This window comes from Aliarcobacter cibarius (assembly GCF_013372265.1).
Taxonomy (GTDB): domain Bacteria; phylum Campylobacterota; class Campylobacteria; order Campylobacterales; family Arcobacteraceae; genus Aliarcobacter; species Aliarcobacter cibarius.
On the sequence record NZ_CP054051.1, the window covers coordinates 532,995 to 550,768 of the forward strand.

The 17,774-nt window shown below is 26.0% G+C and carries 17 protein-coding genes; 7 read left to right on the forward strand and 10 right to left on the reverse strand.

What is annotated here, in order from left to right; translation table 11 throughout:
* The first annotated feature begins 38 nt into the window (after positions 1-38).
* A complete protein-coding gene (locus tag ACBT_RS02540) occupies positions 39-2,768 on the forward strand; it encodes a RecB-like helicase (RefSeq protein WP_024775695.1) in 2,730 nt (909 codons plus the stop codon).
* Here ACBT_RS02540 and ACBT_RS02545 read toward each other — a convergent pair.
* The 5 genes from ACBT_RS02545 to ACBT_RS02565 form a co-directional block, all read right to left on the reverse strand.
* Positions 2,765-3,328, reverse strand: a complete 564-nt coding sequence (locus ACBT_RS02545) for a thiamine phosphate synthase (RefSeq protein WP_024775696.1) — start codon at positions 3,326-3,328, stop codon at positions 2,765-2,767. The genes ACBT_RS02540 and ACBT_RS02545 overlap by 4 nt on opposite strands.
* Before the next feature lie 77 nt (positions 3,329-3,405).
* Positions 3,406-4,092, reverse strand: coding sequence for a F0F1 ATP synthase subunit A (locus ACBT_RS02550; protein ID WP_024775697.1), 687 nt, complete (start codon positions 4,090-4,092; stop codon positions 3,406-3,408).
* Positions 4,093-4,181: 89 nt separating this feature from the next.
* Positions 4,182-5,387: a threonine ammonia-lyase gene (ilvA, locus tag ACBT_RS02555; RefSeq protein ID WP_024775698.1), complete on the reverse strand. Its 1,206-nt coding sequence runs from the start codon at positions 5,385-5,387 to the stop codon at positions 4,182-4,184.
* Between the two features lie 122 nt (positions 5,388-5,509).
* The gene (gene metE, locus ACBT_RS02560) at positions 5,510-7,774 is read right to left on the reverse strand and encodes a 5-methyltetrahydropteroyltriglutamate--homocysteine S-methyltransferase (protein WP_024775699.1); all 2,265 of its coding nucleotides are present in this window, start codon (positions 7,772-7,774) and stop codon (positions 5,510-5,512) included.
* 149 nt (positions 7,775-7,923) lie between these two features.
* Positions 7,924-8,268 (reverse strand): hypothetical protein, encoded by a 345-nt coding sequence (locus ACBT_RS02565; RefSeq protein ID WP_024775700.1) that lies wholly within the window; start codon positions 8,266-8,268, stop codon positions 7,924-7,926.
* A gap of 110 nt (positions 8,269-8,378) precedes the next feature.
* On the opposite strand from ACBT_RS02565, the gene trmD reads away from it, so the two are divergent.
* The 3 genes from trmD (at position 8,379) to ACBT_RS02580 (ending at position 10,261) form a co-directional block, all read left to right on the forward strand.
* On the forward strand, positions 8,379-9,056 hold the full coding sequence (trmD, locus tag ACBT_RS02570; RefSeq protein WP_024775701.1) for a tRNA (guanosine(37)-N1)-methyltransferase TrmD: 678 nt from the start codon (positions 8,379-8,381) through the stop codon (positions 9,054-9,056).
* A complete protein-coding gene (gene rplS / locus ACBT_RS02575) occupies positions 9,053-9,409 on the forward strand; it encodes a 50S ribosomal protein L19 (protein ID WP_024775702.1) in 357 nt (118 codons plus the stop codon). The genes trmD and rplS overlap by 4 nt, the downstream gene beginning before the upstream one ends.
* 249 nt (positions 9,410-9,658) lie before the next feature.
* Complete coding sequence (locus ACBT_RS02580) at positions 9,659-10,261, forward strand: DedA family protein (RefSeq protein WP_024775703.1); 603 nt, start codon at positions 9,659-9,661, stop codon at positions 10,259-10,261.
* 14 nt (positions 10,262-10,275) lie between these two features.
* On the opposite strand, the gene ACBT_RS02585 is transcribed toward ACBT_RS02580, so the two are convergent.
* Positions 10,276-11,388: an aminotransferase-like domain-containing protein gene (locus tag ACBT_RS02585; protein ID WP_024775704.1), complete on the reverse strand. Its 1,113-nt coding sequence runs from the start codon at positions 11,386-11,388 to the stop codon at positions 10,276-10,278.
* Between the two features lie 128 nt (positions 11,389-11,516).
* Between ACBT_RS02585 and ACBT_RS02590 the strand changes: the two genes are divergently transcribed.
* From ACBT_RS02590 to ACBT_RS02600, 3 genes are read left to right on the forward strand one after another with little or no spacing between them, the layout of a single operon-like run.
* The gene (locus ACBT_RS02590; RefSeq protein WP_024775705.1) at positions 11,517-12,392 is read left to right on the forward strand and encodes an AraC family transcriptional regulator; all 876 of its coding nucleotides are present in this window, start codon (positions 11,517-11,519) and stop codon (positions 12,390-12,392) included.
* 16 nt (positions 12,393-12,408) lie between these two features.
* Complete coding sequence (locus ACBT_RS02595) at positions 12,409-13,185, forward strand: NUDIX hydrolase (RefSeq protein WP_024775706.1); 777 nt, start codon at positions 12,409-12,411, stop codon at positions 13,183-13,185.
* A gap of 34 nt (positions 13,186-13,219) precedes the next feature.
* Positions 13,220-13,603 carry a RidA family protein gene (locus tag ACBT_RS02600; RefSeq protein ID WP_024775707.1) on the forward strand — a complete coding sequence of 128 codons (384 nt, stop codon included), beginning with the start codon at positions 13,220-13,222 and terminating at the stop codon, positions 13,601-13,603.
* Between the two features lie 48 nt (positions 13,604-13,651).
* Here ACBT_RS02600 and ACBT_RS02605 read toward each other — a convergent pair whose 3' ends face one another.
* The 4 genes from ACBT_RS02605 to ACBT_RS02620 form a co-directional block, all read right to left on the reverse strand.
* Positions 13,652-14,086: a hypothetical protein gene (locus tag ACBT_RS02605; RefSeq protein WP_024775708.1), complete on the reverse strand. Its 435-nt coding sequence runs from the start codon at positions 14,084-14,086 to the stop codon at positions 13,652-13,654.
* 67 nt (positions 14,087-14,153) lie between these two features.
* Positions 14,154-16,253 (reverse strand): helix-hairpin-helix domain-containing protein, encoded by a 2,100-nt coding sequence (locus ACBT_RS02610; protein ID WP_024775709.1) that lies wholly within the window; start codon positions 16,251-16,253, stop codon positions 14,154-14,156.
* Positions 16,254-16,323: 70 nt separating this feature from the next.
* Entirely contained in the window at positions 16,324-16,554 is a 231-nt protein-coding gene (locus ACBT_RS02615) for a hypothetical protein (protein WP_024775710.1), read from the reverse strand.
* 14 nt (positions 16,555-16,568) lie between these two features.
* Positions 16,569-17,657: a peptidase M42 gene (locus ACBT_RS02620; protein ID WP_024775711.1), complete on the reverse strand. Its 1,089-nt coding sequence runs from the start codon at positions 17,655-17,657 to the stop codon at positions 16,569-16,571.
* Between the last annotated feature and the right edge of the window lie 117 nt (positions 17,658-17,774).

Below are 17,774 nucleotides of genomic sequence, written 5' to 3' on the forward strand. Positions count from 1 at the left end.
AAAATCTCTTTTAAAATGAAATATAGTAAAATGAAGGTATGAAAAAATATTTAGCATTAAAAGCAAGTGCAGGAAGTGGTAAGACTTTTGCATTAACAGTACGATATATTAGTTTATTATTGATGGATGCAAAGCCTAGTGAAATTTTAACACTTACTTTTACAAATAAAGCTGCTGCTGAAATGAGTGAAAGAGTGTTTAAAACTTTACAAACTTTAGGTGATGATGAAGCATATTTAAGTGAGATAATAAAAGTATCAGGATTTTCTAAAGAAGAGATACTAGGTAAAAAATCTTTACTTTTAAAACATTTTATAAATGATACTTTGAGTATTTTTACAATTGATAAATTTGTAAATAAGATACTAAGAGAATTTTGTGGTTATATTGGAATAAGTGATGATTTTAAAATCCAAAATGATGATATGGAAGTTCTTAGTTACAAATATTTACAAAGTTTAGATGAAAATACTTTTAAAGATTTAGTAGAATTTTCGCTATATGAAAAGAAAAAATTTAATTCTATTTTTGAACTATTTAAGAGTCTAATAGAAAAAAACGAAAATATAAATTCTATAAATATTGATGCTAAATTATTAGATGTTTTAAAAGATGATATATTACAAAAAGCTTTAAAAATTAAAGAGCATATTTTAAATTGTCCAGTCGCAAGTGCTAGTGCAATAAAAGCAGTATCTTTTAATAATTTTGATGAATTATTTAACACTACATGGATTGAAAAAGAGACTATTTATGATTACTCATATTTTAAAAAATGTGCTAATGAAGATATAAATAATATTTTTATGCAGTTAAAAGAAGGATTTTTAAATTATTATAAATTAAGAGCAACATATAGTTTAAATAAAATTTTTAAACTTTATACAAGTTTTAAAGAATTTAAAAAAAGTTTTAATATTGAAAAGAACTATTTTGAGTTTAATGATATTTCAAATTTAGTTTATGAACTTTTAAATTCTAAAATAGATAAAGACTTTTTGTATTTTAGATTAGATAGTAACTATAATCATATATTAGTAGATGAGTTTCAAGATACATCAATTTTACAATATAAAATTCTTAAACCTTTAATTGATGAGGTTATTGCAGGTGATAGTGAAAAGTTTAAAACATTTTTTTATGTAGGCGATCCAAAACAGAGTATTTATAGATTTAGGGGTGGAAAAAGAGAACTTTTCGATTTTGTTTTAAATGAAAATGAGGTTATAAAATTAGAGAATCTAAATGTAAATTATAGATCTAGTAAAAATATTATAGATTTTGTAAATGATACTTTTTTAAATCTTTTAAATTACGATTATATTGCTCAAGAAAGTGTTAGAAATGAGGGATATGTTGAGGTTATTCAAGATGAAAATTTACAAAGTGAAGAGAAATATTTAGGAATACTAAATAAAATCAAAGAGTTATTAAATAGTGGTATAAATGAAAATGATATTGCAATTTTATGCTATACAAATAGTGATGTTTTAGAACTATTTTACTATTTAAAAGATAAGTTACCAGAACTGAAAATTAGAACTGATATGAGTTCAAAACTAATAAATCAGCAAAATGTTAAAGCCCTAATAAATGCTATAAAATATATCTATTTTAAAGAAAATATTTATAAAGAAAATTTTAATGCTTTGATTGGAAAAGATTTAAACAGTGAATTTTTATTTGATATTGATTTAAATGAATTAAGTGTTGAGAAAATTTTATATATTATGGCGAAATATTTTGATATTATTGATGAAAATATTATTAAATTAATCGAACAATCAAGTATCTATATGAATATAGTTGATTTTGTTTATGAGATAGATAAACTGGATGTTAGTATAGAAAATAGTGAAAATTTAGGATTACAAATATTAACAATATTTAAATCTAAAGGATTGGAATTCCATACAACTATTTTACTTGATAGAATAAAGAAAAAAAATCATGATAGAAGTTCTCTTTTATTTGATTATGAGAACGTAAATTTACAAAATATATATTATAAAATTTCGGGTTATGAAAAGTTTGATGAAGATTATAAAGAAGCTTTAGAAAAAGAGAAAAGATTAGCTTTAGATGATGAGAAAAATGTATTATATGTTGCTCTTACAAGAGCTAAAAATAACTTGATAATATTTAAAAAAGAAAAAGGTAGTGTTTTTGATATTTTGAATTTACCAGAGTTAAAAATAGGAAAGCTTGTATTAAGTGAAGTTGTAAATAGAAAGGTTACTATTGAAAAAGTTAATTACAAAGCTTTAGATTTAGGAAAACAAGATCAGAAAATTTCAACTTCAAAAACTACTAATGCTGAAATCCTAAAAGCAAAATATTTCGGATTAGCAACACATTATACATTAGAAATGATGAGTAAATTTAATATTCAAGCTCTTAAACAAGGTATTAATTTATCTAAAACTAAATATTTAAATTATTTAGAAGAGAATGATTTTATAAATATAGAAAAATTAATTATAAATCTTATAGAAGATTTTAAATTTCAAGAGTTAATAAAAGATTCGCAAATTGTTCAAGAACAAGCTTTAATGTATAATAAAGAAGTAAAAGTTTTAGATTTGCTTTTATATAAGGAAAATAAATTTATAATCATTGACTACAAAACAACTACAGAAGAGTTATCAAATCACATAATACAGGTAAAGCACTATAAAGAGGCAATATCTCAAATTTATAATACAAAAAATGTTGAAGCTTATTTGCTATATCTTAAAGATTGTAATATAAAGTTTCTGGAAGTTTAAACAAAATACCTAATCGATGCAAATCCATATGCACTAGTTTTTTCAATCTGTTTTACTTGGTTGTCTGATATTATTCCTCCAAGAGCTATAATATTTAAGTTTGGGAATTTTTTTATAGTTTCATCTAAATTATTTATACCTTTTGGTTCGCCTTTATTAGGAGTGTCAAAAATTGGAGAATATGTAACAAAGTTTAGACCTAATTTAGAAGCCTTTTCAAGTTCATCAAAATTGTGGCAAGATATTATTGTAAAAAGGTTGAGCTTCTTAACTTTTTCAATTTCATTAAATTGGCTAGAGTTTAAATGAATACCATCAAATTTCATTTTAGTTGCTAAAGATAAATTCGAATTTATTAAAATTTTTTCTATACTAAATTTTTTACAAACTTTTAAAAATATCTCTGCTAGTTCTTCAATATTATTTGAAGTTTTGTCTCTTAAACATGCAATATCAATTTTATAATTAGTTAAAACTTCTTTTAATTTTCTTTCAAAATCAATAGGATTATTTGTAAAAAAAGTTGGGTCAGTTATTAGATAAGATTTTAGTTTTTTCATATATTTTCCATAAAAAAAGGGGAAGCAACATAATTTTGTGCTTCCCCCCCCCTTAATATTATCTTTAAGATTTCTTCTTAATGATGTTCTTCTTCCATCATAATAGATCCAGCAATATATACATATGTTAGGATACTAAAAATAAATGCTTGTAAGAAACCAAATGCAGTTAGTAGGAAAAACCCTGGTAATGGTAAAATCCATGGAACTAACATTAAAAGAACCATTAAGAACATATCATCACCTCTGATTGATCCAAACAACCTGAAAGATAAAGATATAATTCTTGAAATATGAGAAATAATCTCAATAGGGAACATTAAAGGAGCAAGTATTGGCATTGGTCCCATAAAGTGTTTGAAATAAGTTACAAAACCATTTTTCTTAATACCTAAATAGTTATAGTAAATAAAAACTATTAAAGCTAAAGATAGAGTAAAGTTAATGTTTGAAGTTGGTGCTTCAAATCCTGGAATTACCCCAATCATGTTACTTACAAAAATTACTAAAGCTAATGAACCGATTAAAGGCATGTAAGTTCTAGCATTTTTTTCACCCATAGTATCAGCACCCATTGCAATAATACCACCTACAAATGTTTCCATAACATTTTGACTTCCTGTTGGAACTAGTTGTAACCTTCTAGTAGCCATTCTTGAAATTAGAAAAATAATTCCAATTACTAAAACAAAGTGAGATAATATTATCCACTCTTGTCCGTGACCACCAATAGTTCCTAAGAATGTAAACAATCTTCCTTCCATTTTCTTCCTTTTTCTTTTCTACAAATACTAAATTATGCGCAGATTATAATATTTGTTTTCTAAAATCTTTATAAATATAAAAATTTAATTTAAATTTGTTTAAATCTGAAACCTTGTTGTTTCAAATTTTCTCTTATTAATTCTTGATGTTCCTCACCTTTTGTTTCTAATGCAATTGTTACATGAGCTTCACCAAACTCTAATTTTAAAGAGTTTCTATCAAAATCTATTTGAACAATATTTGCAGCACATGATGTAAATATTTCTGTTAATTTCATTAATGCTCCAGGTTTATCCATAAGAGTAACTATTAAATTCATTTTTCTATGAGATTTAATTAAACCTTTTTCAATAATTAAAGATAGCATTGTTACATCAATATTTCCGCCACTAACTATCGCACATACTTTTTTATTTTTTATATCAACTTTATCATGCATAATTGCAGCAACACTAACTGCTCCTGCCCCTTCAACCATAAGTTTATGCTTTTCTAATAGAAATAAAATTGCATTTGCAGTTTCATTGTCACTTACTTCAACCACTTCATCAACGTATTCTAATATAATATCTAATAATTTTGGAGTAACATCACGAACAGCAATACCATCAGCAATAGTTCTTACACTGCTTGAATCTATTGGCATCCTAGCTTCAAAAGATTCTTTCATCCCTTTTGCCCCACTAGCAACAACACCAGTTATTTTAATATTAGGGTTTATACTTTTCGCAGCTATTGCAATACCTGAAATTAATCCGCCACCACCAATTGGAACTATTAATTGTTCAATATCATTTATGGAATCTAAAACTTCTAAAGCAATTGTTCCTTGACCGGCAATTACTTCATCATCTGCAAACGGGTGAACAAACTCTTTATTATTCTCTTTTGCAAATTTTACTGCACTTGCATATGCTTCATCAAAATTTTCTCCAGTTAAAACTACATTTGCTCCATAAGATCTAACACCAGTTACTTTTGTAAGAGGTGTTGCTTCAGGCATAAAAATAGTTGCAACACATCCAAAATATTGAGCAGCAAAAGCTAAACCTTGTGCATGATTTCCTGCACTTGCCGCTACAACGCCAGCATTTCTTTTAGCATCATCAAGCATTGCAACTTTATTAAAAGCTCCTCTTAATTTAAAACTTCCCGTTATTTGAAGATTATCCTCTTTTAAATATATTTCAGCATTTTTTTCTTTACTTAAAATAGGTGCTTTCATGAGAGGTGTTTTTGATATTGTATTTTCTAGCCTTTTTTTGGCATCTTTTATATCATTTAGTGTAATCATCTTTTATCTTTTCATTTAATTTTGGCAAAATTTTAACAAAATTTGATTAAAGAGTAGGTTTTATTTAAAATTTAAGTTTGAATATATTGGCAAAATAGAGTTTTTTAACTCTATTTTACTTTTTAAATATTTTTTACTATTTTTACAGCTTCAACCATATTTTTCAAGCTCTCTTTTACTTCAGGCCATTTTCTAGTTTTTAGTCCACAATCTGGATTTATCCATAATTGTTCTTTCGGTAAAACTTCAATTAATGCTTTAATTTGATTTACCATTTCTTCAACACTTGGAACTCTAGGACTATGAATATCATAAATACCTGGTCCAATTTCTTGTTTATATGCAACTTCTTTAAAGATTTTTAAAAGCCTATTTCCACTTCGTGCAGTTTCTATTGAAATTACATCCGCATCCATTGCTTCAATTGTTTTAATAATATCATTAAATTCACTATAACACATGTGAGTGTGAATTTGAGTATCTGCTTTTGCAGAGCTAACGCTTAGTCTAAAATTATCTACTGCCCAATTTTCATAAGCTTTAATATTTTCAACTCTTAGTGGATACCCTTCTTTAAATGCAGCTTCATCTACTTGAATCATTTTTATTCCAGCATTTTGTAAATCATCTACTTCTTTACAAATACCATGTGCAATTTGCTTTGCAACTTCACTTCTTGGTAAATCATCTCTTACAAATGACCAGTTAATAATTGTTACAGGTCCTGTTAACATTCCTTTCATAACTTTAGAAGTTTTACTTTGAGCATATTTTATCCACTCAACCGTCATTGGATTTTCTCTATTTACATCTCCATAAATTAAAGGTGGTTTTACACATCTACTTCCATATGATTGAACCCAAGCATTTTGTGTAAATACAAATCCATCCATTAACTCTCCAAAGTATTCAACCATATCATTTCTTTCTGGTTCTCCATGAACTAATATATCAAGACCAATCTCTTCTTGAAATGCAACACAATAATCAATATATTTTTTAATTTCAGCTTCATATTGCTCTTTTGAAATAGTATTTGCTTTATAATTTTTTCTATTTTCTCTAATTTCAGGTGTTTGAGGAAATGATCCAATTGTTGTAGTTGTTAAATAATCATATTTAAAAAACTCTCTTTGAACTTTTATTCTATCTTGGAATTTATCTGCTCTTTCGAATTGTTTTAAACTTCTTATCTCTTCTTGAATCTTTTGATTATGAATTTTTGTAGATACTTTTCTTTGGTTATTATCTTTTTTATTTTTCTCTATATCAGCAATATTTTCTAAAGATAATTTTACTTCAAAGAATTGTTTTGAAACTAAGTTTAACTCTTTTAATTTTTCACTTGCAAATGCTAACCAAGATTTAATTTCACCATCAAGTTTTTCTTCATAACTTAAAGTAAAAGGAACATGTAATAATGAACAAGAAGTTCCAACTATAATATTTTCTTTAGAAATAACCTTTGATATTTCATTTAAAAGATTTAATTTATCTTCAAAATTACTTTTCCAAATGTTTCTTCCATCAATAACTCCAGCTATTAAAACTTTATTTGAATTTTTTATTAAATCTAAACTATCACAATTTTTACTTCCATGAATAAAATCTAATCCTACTGCCCAAATAGGAGTATTTACTAATATTTTTGTAGCTTCGTTAGAATGTTCAAAGTATGTAGTTACAACTATTCTTATATTTGGTGAAACATTTGAGAGTTCATCATAAACAGATTTTAAAAGTGATAAAACTTTTGGTTCTAAATCTTTTACAAATAAAGGTTCATCAAATTGAACAACGATATTCTCATTTAATTTTGAGATCTCTTCTAATAGTTCTTTATAAACTTTTACAACACTAGAAATATGTACAAAAACATCACTATTATCAATACTTTTAGATAAACCTAAATATGTAATTGCTCCAATTAAATTTATTTTTGTATTAATTCCAAGTTCTTGTGCTTCTTTGTACTCTTTGATTACTTTTTTAGAATTTAATTTAAATGTTGTATCTTTTGAAATTTCTGGAACTATATAATGATAGTTTGTATTAAACCATTTAGTCATCTCCATTGCAACACAATCTTGATTTCCTCTAGCCATTGCAAAGTATAATTCTTGATCTTTTAAATCTTTAAATCTTTGTGGAATTGCTCCTAGTAAAATAGTTGTATCAAGCATATTATCATATAGTGAAAAATCATTTGAAGCTATATATTCTATTTTTGCTTCTTTTTGATAAGTCCAGTGTCTTTTTCTTAAATTTTCTGCAACATATTCAACTTCACTAAAATCAACTTTTTTTGCCCAATAATCTTCTAAAACTTTTTTTAATTCTCTTTTTTCTCCAATTCTTGGGTATCCTATTACATAATTTTTTGACATTTTTAATCCCTTTAATATATAAGTATTTAATTCTCTACAAAAATGTAGATAACAAAACTTGATAAATACGAAAAAAATTTATAAATACATTATTTAACTCTAATTAAAAAGAGTTTGATATTTTAATTAAATAAATTTTCTAATTGATATTAAATAGATTGTGGTGGATGTACGCCAGTTCTTCTAAAAGCGAAGTATGTAGTATAATATGGACATCTAGGAATAAATCTAAATAGTCTTACAGCAAGTGCTGTTTTTCTTTTAAAAAAGCAGTCGCAGTGACAAGGTTTACTGTTTACTAAAGAATTAGATAATAAATTTTCTACAGTATTGCGGGATAGCTCATCTTCTTCATCTTTATTCGAAGATATTTTTAGTTTTTCATTTATACTATTATTTATTGCAGTAAATATTGCATGCAATTTTGGTGCAGTTGAATGTGCTTGAATTGAAGCTAATGTAAAATATTTTTTTCCAAAGCCTTTAATTTTCAAAAATTTACTCCTTGTAGTATAGGATGTGAAATTTATACTATTTATACTTAATTATAAATAAAAAAAATTATGATAACATTCCGAACAAAAAAATTGAATGGAATTTTATTTTGAAATTTACTTTTGTCACACTTTTCCCAAATTTAATTGAGCCATACTTAAAAGATTCTATACTCAGTAGAGCAGTTGAATCAAATTTTATTAGTTATGAATTTTATAATCCAAGAGATTTTACAAAAAATAAGCATAAAAAAGTTGATGATTCTATGATTGGTGGTGGAGCAGGAATGTTACTTTTTTGTCAACCACTTTTTGATTGTTTAGATGAGATAAAAAGAAAAGATGAAGATGCTTATATAATTTTTCCTCTAGCTGCTGCTAAACCTTTTCGTCAAAATGATGCAAAAAGATTAGCAAACAAAAAAAATATTGTTTTTGTAAGCGGAAGATATGAAGGTATCGATGAAAGAGTTATTGAAAAGTATGCAAATGAGGTTTTTTCTATTGGAGAGTATGTTTTAACAGGAGGAGAATTACCTTCTTTAGTTATGGCAGATGCAATTTCAAGAAATGTTCAAGGAGTGCTTGGAAATGAGGCTTCTTTAGACGTTGAAAGCTATGAAAATAATTTGCTAGAAGCTCCTTCTTTTGCAAAACCTGAAAAATTCCAAAATTTAAGTGTCATTAAAGAATATTTAAAGGGAAACCATAGTAGAATTTGCGACTTAAAATTCCAGATGTCAATTTGTAAGACAAAATATTATAGACCGAATAAGGAAAAAAAATGAAAAACAGATATATAGCAAGCTTCGAAGCAGCACAAATTGCTTCTAAAGAAATTCCAGCTTTTAGAGCAGGAGACACAGTAAGATTAGGTGTTGAAATTGCAGAAGGTGAGAAAAAAAGAATTCAAACTTTCGAAGGTATAGTTATCGGAAGAAGTGGAAATGGTGTTGATGCTACTTTCACAGTAAGAAAATTAGGAGCAAACTCAGTTGGTGTTGAGAGAATTTTCCCACTATACTGTGAGTCATTAAAATCTTTTGATGTAATTAGAAGAGGAAGAGTAAGAAGAGCTAAACTTAACTATTTAAGAGAATTAAAAGGTAAAGCTGCAAGAATTAAAGAATTAAAAAGATAATAAATTGAGGTTGTACCTCAGTTTGTTGTAAATCTAAAGTTTATTTCGTATTGCTTAAACAATTTTTTAAATTGTTAATTTTAGTTTTAAAACTAAAAAGTTCTTTTCAAGTGAATATATTTTATTAAATTTCTCTATTTATAATATCTGGTGTAAATAGAGATTCAAATTTGTTTGATAAAATATATCTCATAAATCCAATCACTTCACATTCTATTATTTCAGACTTATAGTTAATAAAGGGGAATTATGTTTGCAGATATTGTTAATTTTATAGTTGAAACTATATCTAGTTTAGGTTATATTGGTATTTTTATATTAATGTTTTTAGAAAGTACAGTTGTCCCTGTTCCATCTGAGGTAGTAATGATTCCTGCTGGATATTTAGCTCATAAAGGTGAAATGAACATTTACATTGTAATATTACTTGGTGTTTTAGGTTCTTTGGGAGGAGCTTTATTTAACTATTTCTTTGCATTAAAATTTGGAAAAAGATTTTTATTGAAGTATGGTAAGTATTTTTTTGTAAGTCCAGAAACTATTGAAAAAACAGAAGTTTTTTTTAAAAATCACGGGCATATTTCAACTTTCTCAGGAAGATTGATTCCAGGACTTAGACACTACATATCATTACCTGCTGGATTAGCAAAAATGAATCTTTTTGTATTTTGTTTATATACATCACTTGGTGCTACAATTTGGGTAGTTATACTTACATTGTTAGGTTACTATTTAGGTGATAATGAAGCTTTAGTAAAAGAGTATTTAAGATATTTGATAATTGGTTTATTAATATCTCTTGCTATTTTAGGTTTTTGGTATTATAGAAAAGTTAAAAAAAGTAAACTTTAAAAAATAAAAAGTTGTTATAAACAACTTTTTATTAGTTTTAAACCTTTTTCTATTTGCTCAAAACTTGAGTGAGTATAGTTAAATCTTATTTCACCATTTGGAATTTTATCTATATAAAATTGATTCCCAGGAACATAAACAACTTTTTTCTTTAAACACTCTTGAACTAATGCAAAAGTATCTATATTGTCCCCAAAAGTTCCATATAAGAACATTCCACCTTTTGGTGTTTGATGTTTGAATTCAGGTAAAATATTTTTTAGTTGTTCTGAAAAATAAATAGCTTTAGCTTTATAATCATCTCTTATTTCTTGAAGATGTTTTTCATATTTTGCTTCATCTTTTAAGTATTCAGCTAAAATGTATTGTGAAACACCACATGAGTGTAAATCTATACTCTCTTTTATAATCATTAATGATTTTATTTTTTCTTCATCTGCTCTAATCCAACCAATTCTAAGACTTGGAACTAAAGTTTTAGAAAAACTTCCTAAATGAAAAGAGTTATTTGGTAAGCTAGCACTTATGTATTTACTTTTTTTCTCGAAATATAATTCACTATATGGGCTATCTTCTATTAGAATACCATTATATTTTTTTACAATTTCTGAAATGGCATCTCTTTTTTCTTCACTATATGTTGTCGCACTTGGATTTTGAAAATCTGGAATTAAATAAGTTAATTTTGTGTTTTTAAAACTATTTTCAAATTGTTCAATATTTACACCATCATTCTCTAATTTTACACCTTGCATTTTTAAATAATTTAATCTAAATATATTCATAGCACCTAAATAAGAAGGTTCTTCAATAGTAATATCTTTGTTTTCAAAGAATTTTGCCAAAATGTACATTGCTTGTTGGCTTCCAGTTGTTATTAAGATATTATCTTTTGTTGTAGGAAAACCTTCATTTGTATATCTTTGTGCAATTTGTTCTCTTAATTCACTTATTCCATTGCTTATTGTGTACTGGTAAACTTTTGGGTTTTCTAAAGCTTTTAGAGTTGCTATTTTTAAATCTTCGTGTGGAAATAATTTTTCACTAGGAAGTCCACCTGCAAACGAGATAGTCTCTTCATCTATTGCTTCAAGAATTTCTCTAATAAATGATCTTTTCATACTCATACTTTGTTTTCCTTATATTATTAATTAATAAAATTTTACATAAATAAATTTATTAATACTTTACATAAAATGCTTTTATTATTATCTATTTTTGCTAAATTTATAAACAATTATAGATATAATACTTTATGAAAAAAGTAACCTATGAAAAAAGAGTAAGAATAGCAAATGATGTTATGAACTATATTTATAAATATATAGATACAAATATAAATATTGATGAGTTAAGTTTAGAATTAAATATCAGTAAATTTCATTTACATAGAATTTTTAAAGATGAATTTGGAAAGAATATTTATGAAAGCATTAAATCAATAAGACTTGAAAAAGCAGCAAATTTACTTATTACAAATAAATTTTCTACGATTACTGATATTTCAAAAATGACGGGATATAGTTCTCAAACATCTTTTTTAAGAGCATTTAAACAAAGATTTAATATGACACCAAAAGAGTGGAAAAATGGAGGATACAAAGATTATTCAAATAAAATAGTTGAAAAAATATCTTTAAGTAGTGATTTTTTAGATTTTTCAAATATTGAACCAACCATTGTAAAAATGCCAGAGATGAAAGGTTATTATATTAGACATCAAGGATATGATAAATCAATCAAGCAAACTTGGGCAAAGTTACAAACTTGGATATATACAAATGATATAAAATCTTATAAACAAATGGCACTACACCACGATAATCCAATTATTACTCCATTAGATGAGTGTCAATATATTGCTATTGCTGTTTTGGAAGATGAAGAAAATTTAAAAGATTTATCTCTTCCAACTTTAGTTATACCAAAAGGTATTTATGCAAAATTCAGATTAAGAGGAATATATGGTGATGTTATAAAGCTTATTCAATGGGTTTATCACTGTTGGCTTATAAAAAGTGGTTATGAAACTACAACTAATCCTTCTTATACTATATATGAAAAAAATCATTTTTTAAGTTCAGATGGAGAGTTTTTATTGGATTTTTATTTACCAATAAAGTATGTTTAAAATAAAAGGAAAATTTATGAATACAAGTATCGAATATATAGCTAACTTTAAAACAACAATAGATCCATATAATGGTTTGACTATTTTAAGTGAAGATTTACCAGAAAATATATTAGATTTTGAAAAGAATTTAAATAATTTAATAGATGAAACAAAAAGTAGAAGAAATTTGATATGGATATATATAAATATAGAAAAATCAGATTATATTCCAATTATTACTAAATTTGGTTTTACTTTTCATTCTTGTAATAGTGATTACATACTTTTAGTAAAAGTTTTGAAAGAAAATGCAATTGTTCCTACTTTAGCAAATCATACTTTAGGAGTAGGGGCAATAGTAATAAATAATAAGAATGAAATACTTTTAATAAAAGAGATAATTAGAAATGAGTATTATAAACTTCCTGGTGGACATATTGATGATGCTGAAATGATATCAATAGCTTTAAGTCGTGAAGTTTTTGAAGAAACAGGAATTGTTGTAGATTTTGAGAAGATTATATCAATAGGTCATTTTTATCCTCATCAATTTGGAAAATCAAATTTGTATGTACTATGTAAAGCAATTCCAAAAAGTTTAAAAATTAATATAAAAGATAAACAAGAGATTAGTGAAGCTATATGGTTGGATGTAGATGAGATGTTTAGAAGAAGTGATATTCATGACTATACAAAAACTATTGTAAAATCAGCAATAAGTAGTGGAGGATTATATAAAAATGAAGAAAATATTTTATCTCATTTAAAAAATCAATTTGAACTATTTTTTCTAAAAGAAAGCAAAAACTAAATATAATAAATTTTTAAAAAGTAAAGGATAATAGATGAAAGAAATTATAAGTACACCTAATGCTCCAAGTGCTATTGGACCATATAATCAAGCAACAGCTTTTGATAAACTAGTATTTACTTCAGGACAAATTGCACTTGATCCAAAAACTATGGAGATAGTAAGTGGCGGAGTACAAGAGCAAACAAAACAAGTTATGGAAAATTTAAAAGCTGTTTTAGAACAAGCTGGAACTTCTTTTGAAAATGTTTTAAAAACAACTTGTTATTTATCTGATATGGATAATTTTGTAGCTTTCAATGAAATCTATGGACAATATTTTAAAGGTGAAACAGCACCAGCTAGAAGTACAGTTGCAGTTAAAACATTACCTAAAAATGTTTTAGTTGAGGTTGATGTAATTGCATTTAAAAACTAAATAGTTTTAAAACAATAGGTCATGTTTTTGACCTATTGAGACACGCTTTCAAACGAAAAACATAAACTTTGCTATAGACACAATACCAATTGAAAGTATAAAAGCATAGGTATGAAAATATTTCATAAATTTTACAGGCTCTTTTTTAATGATCTTACAAAAAATAGTATAGATTACACCCAAGATAATTAGTAAAACTAAAAAAACTTTCAACCATAAAAACATTTGCAAAGAAGTATTAAAATAACCAGCTTCACTATTTATATATTTTGTAAACATATATCCGCCACTTGCTATAAGAGTTATGACAATTAATGGATATATTATAATTCCTCTACCAACAATCGCACTCATCATATTATCGTAAGTATCTTGTCCAAATTTCTTCTTAACAGCAGGGAATATGAATATGTCTGCAAATATAAAACCTACAAAAATTATTGCACATAACAAATGTACTACTTGAACCAACGTATATTCCATACCTATCCTTTTTATTTATTAAAAATTATAATCAATAAAAAGGCAAGTTTTCTTAACAAAAGTCAATTTATTTTAAACTCAAACCAACTCTTTGTTTTTCTAAATCTATACTTATAACTTTTAAATTTTCTAGATTTTGATTTATACTTAAAACTTCACTTGGATGTGAAATTCTTTTTTCACTTATTTGTGAGATATGAAGTAGGGCATCATTTTTTAGTCCTATATCAACAAAAGCACCAAAATCTGTAATGTTTCTTACAATACCACTTAATACAAAACCTTCTTTTAAATCATTTATATCTAAGATATCATTTGAGAATTTAACTTGATTAAACTCGAATCTTACATCATATCCAGGTTTTAAGAGTTCATTTACAATATCTTTTAATTTTAAACTACTTGTATTTAGTTCACTTGCAGTTTTATCAAAATCTTTTATCTCTTCAATTTTGTAATTTTTTTGCAATTTTGATGTTAATTCATAATCTTCAGGATGTATAGCTGTATTATCTAAAATAGATTTACCATTTTTAATTCTTAAAAATCCAACACATTGTTCATAAGCTTTTGCACCTATTCCTTTTACATCAAGAAGTTCTTTTTTAGAGCTAAATTTTTTTATCTTTTCTCTATGTTCTACTATGTTCTGTGCCAATTTTTCACTAATTCCAGAGATAAATGATAACAACTTATATGAAGCAGAGTTTAAATCAACACCAACTTTATTTACAAGGTCAATTGTAATATTTTCTAATTTTTGTCCTAACTCTTTTTGATTTACATCGTGTTGATATTGCCCAATACCAAGTGATTTAGGATCTATTTTTACAAGTGCTGCCATAGGGTCACGAAGCCTTTGAGCAATAGAAATAGCTCCTCTAATAGTAACATCGAGATTTGGATATTCTAAGCTTGCAATCTTTGAAGCAGAGTATACGCTAGCTCCAATTTCACTAACGATTGCATAGTTTATACTTAAATTCTCTTTTTTTATTAATTCATCTATAAAAGATGCTGTTTCTCTACTTGCAGTACCATTCCCAATAGCAATAGAAGTAATTTTATATTTTTTAATTAATTCTAAAACTATTTTAGTTGAATTCACAAAATCTTCTTTAGGTTTTGTTGGATATATCACACCACTATCTAAAAATAATCCATTTTCATCAATAACTGCTAATTTACAACCTGTTTTATACCCTGGATCAATTCCTAGAATTATTTGATTTAACAAAGGAGCAGTTAGTAATAACTCTTTTAAATTTTTCCCAAAAAGTTCAATTGCTTCTTTAGACGCCTTTTCTTTAAGATTTGTTATTGATTCTTTTTTTAAAGCAGGAAGAAGTAATCTTTTTAAACCATCTTTGTATGCATCAAAAACAAAATCTTTTGAACTAGAAGCATTTGATGGAATTTTATATTTTTTTATATTTTCTAAAATGTAGTTTTCATCTATTTCAATTTTTATATTTAGTTGTTTTTCATTTACTGCTCTTAAAATTGCTAAAACTCTATGAGATTTAATATATTTAATTTTTTCAGTTGTATTTGCAAAGTTTGAATAGACACCATTTTTATCAAAATCTTTGGTAGCACTTATTTCTAAGATACCCCAATTTTGTATTAGGTTTCTCAAAACTTCTTTTGATTTAAAATCATCTGCATATCTTTGAGCAATTATATCTTTTGCTCCATTTATAGCTTCGTCAATGGTTGTAATATTTTCATTTAAAAATTGTTTTGCTTTTTGCTCACACTCTTTTTTGTTATATCTCATACTTTGAATTATATTTGCTAAAGGTTCAAGTCCATTTTCAATTGCTTTTGATGTTCTTGAAGATTTTTTTTCTTTAAAAGGAGAGTATATATCTTCTAAGGCTTGAAGAGTTTGTGCTTCATTTAAATTCTTTTCTATTTTATCATCTAAAAAATTTCTCTCTTTTAGAATCTCTTTTATCTCTTCTTTTCTTGCTAATAGTTTTTTTGAATACTCATAAACTTCTTCAAAGTCTCTAAGTTGTTCATCTGTTGCTCCATTTGTAAACTCTTTTCTATATCTTGCAATAAATGGTATAGTGCAACCTTCGTCTAAAAGCTTTATTATATTTTCAATAACTTTAATAGGTAAATTAGTTTTTTGTTCTAATAGTTGTGTTAAATTCATTTTGTATCTTTGTTTTGTATTTAGTTTAGGAAGCTTTCATAAACAAAAGTTTATGAAAGTTTAAAGAAGATTAGTCTAAATCGTTAAAATTTCCTCTGTTTTGTTGTGAATAACTATCACTGTAATCATAATTGTCATATTCACTATAATCAACTGTAAAAATTTTTGGATAACCCAATTTTACTAACTCTTTATCTATATTTTCTTCACTTAATCTATTTTTCACTCTACTCATTATAAGCTCAATGTCCTCTTCTTTTACATCATTTGCTCTTAATTCATAAATAATAGCTAAATCCATTTTTCCCTTCTTGTTTAAATATGTGTAGTTTTAATATAAAAACTATCTAAAATAAAAATAATTGCCTTAATGGACAAAATATTTGCAGTTTCATCAACTGTATGATATCCAGTTGTTGGAACTTGTAAAGTAGCACCTTGAATTTGTCCATTTGACTCCATAACAATCCTACCAAGCTCAGTACTTCCAATGCTAAGTGGTTTTAAACCTTGCTCGACTCTTAATTTATTTTTTTCTTTAATAAAATCATCTTTACATGAAAACGAGATTTTATTTTTTTTACAAAAATCTTTGAGCTCCTTTAAAAGTGGAGATTTGAATTTTGCATTTACATCTTTATTTCGTAAAACTACAAGTTGTCTATCTGCTTCCTCTCTTGTTTCATATGGGCTTGTATCAAGAACTATAAGTTTGTCTGTTGAAGTTTTATTTTTTTTAAACCATTCATGAACAAATCTCCAACTTTTTCCAGCTTCTTCTTGTGCTGTAAAAAAAGCAGTTCCTTGAAAACCATGTTGATATAAGTATAAAATAATTGCAGCACTTAAAACATTATCAAGTTGAGCAGAGATTAAATCACCATTTGTTTTGAGCCTATCACTAAAAGCTATTGGAGTACTAGGAAGTAGATGATTTAAGCCATCTATTTCAAAAATAAGATTATTTATTTCTTCTTTTAAAAAAGAATTTTTTATTTTACCAAGTCCTAAATAACCACCACTATATGGTTCATAGGCATGAACACTTTGATTTATATAACGTTTAGAAATTTGTTGGAAAGTTTGTTCAGATAAAGAATTCCCTCTTAAATCAGATCTATTTTTTGCTAAAAATGCTGCAAATTGAAATTCATTTGGGCCTGTGCAAATAATTCCATGTCTATCGATATGGGCACTTAGTATACCATTTGTTGGATTTTTCCCACTGGCAACTAAAAGTCCATCATAGTGTTCAGTTTTGATACCAATTTCTTCTAGTTCTCTTTTTAAATATAGTAAAAATGAGTGTTCCGCTCCTGTTACGGATGGAACACGAATAAGTTGTTTTAGTAGGTCTAAAAATAGTGTAAAATCTTTCTGCTCATCTAACAATGAAGCACTCAAACTATTCTCCTGAAATTTAATAGAATAAAGGTTTATTCTGTGGTGAAATTATAAACTATATAATTGGAAATTTTCTAAAAGTTAGCTTAACTTTAAGAAAATATAAATAACTAGTAA

Bases quoted from the DNA above. Each gene is read 5' to 3' on its own strand.
- ACBT_RS02540 (WP_024775695.1), top strand. From the start codon at position 39: ATGAAAAAATATTTAGCATTAAAAGCAAGTGCAGGAAGTGGTAAGACT.
- ACBT_RS02545 (WP_024775696.1), bottom strand. From the start codon at position 3,328: ATGAAAAAACTAAAATCTTATCTAATAACTGACCCAACTTTTTTTACA.
- ACBT_RS02550 (WP_024775697.1), bottom strand. From the start codon at position 4,092: ATGGAAGGAAGATTGTTTACATTCTTAGGAACTATTGGTGGTCACGGA.
- ilvA (WP_024775698.1), bottom strand. From the start codon at position 5,387: ATGATTACACTAAATGATATAAAAGATGCCAAAAAAAGGCTAGAAAAT.
- metE (WP_024775699.1), bottom strand. From the start codon at position 7,774: ATGTCAAAAAATTATGTAATAGGATACCCAAGAATTGGAGAAAAAAGA.
- rplS (WP_024775702.1), top strand. From the start codon at position 9,053: ATGAAAAACAGATATATAGCAAGCTTCGAAGCAGCACAAATTGCTTCT.
- ACBT_RS02580 (WP_024775703.1), top strand. From the start codon at position 9,659: ATGTTTGCAGATATTGTTAATTTTATAGTTGAAACTATATCTAGTTTA.
- ACBT_RS02585 (WP_024775704.1), bottom strand. From the start codon at position 11,388: ATGAGTATGAAAAGATCATTTATTAGAGAAATTCTTGAAGCAATAGAT.
- ACBT_RS02590 (WP_024775705.1), top strand. From the start codon at position 11,517: ATGAAAAAAGTAACCTATGAAAAAAGAGTAAGAATAGCAAATGATGTT.
- ACBT_RS02595 (WP_024775706.1), top strand. From the start codon at position 12,409: ATGAATACAAGTATCGAATATATAGCTAACTTTAAAACAACAATAGAT.
- ACBT_RS02600 (WP_024775707.1), top strand. From the start codon at position 13,220: ATGAAAGAAATTATAAGTACACCTAATGCTCCAAGTGCTATTGGACCA.
- ACBT_RS02605 (WP_024775708.1), bottom strand. From the start codon at position 14,086: ATGGAATATACGTTGGTTCAAGTAGTACATTTGTTATGTGCAATAATT.
- ACBT_RS02610 (WP_024775709.1), bottom strand. From the start codon at position 16,253: ATGAATTTAACACAACTATTAGAACAAAAAACTAATTTACCTATTAAA.
- ACBT_RS02615 (WP_024775710.1), bottom strand. From the start codon at position 16,554: ATGGATTTAGCTATTATTTATGAATTAAGAGCAAATGATGTAAAAGAA.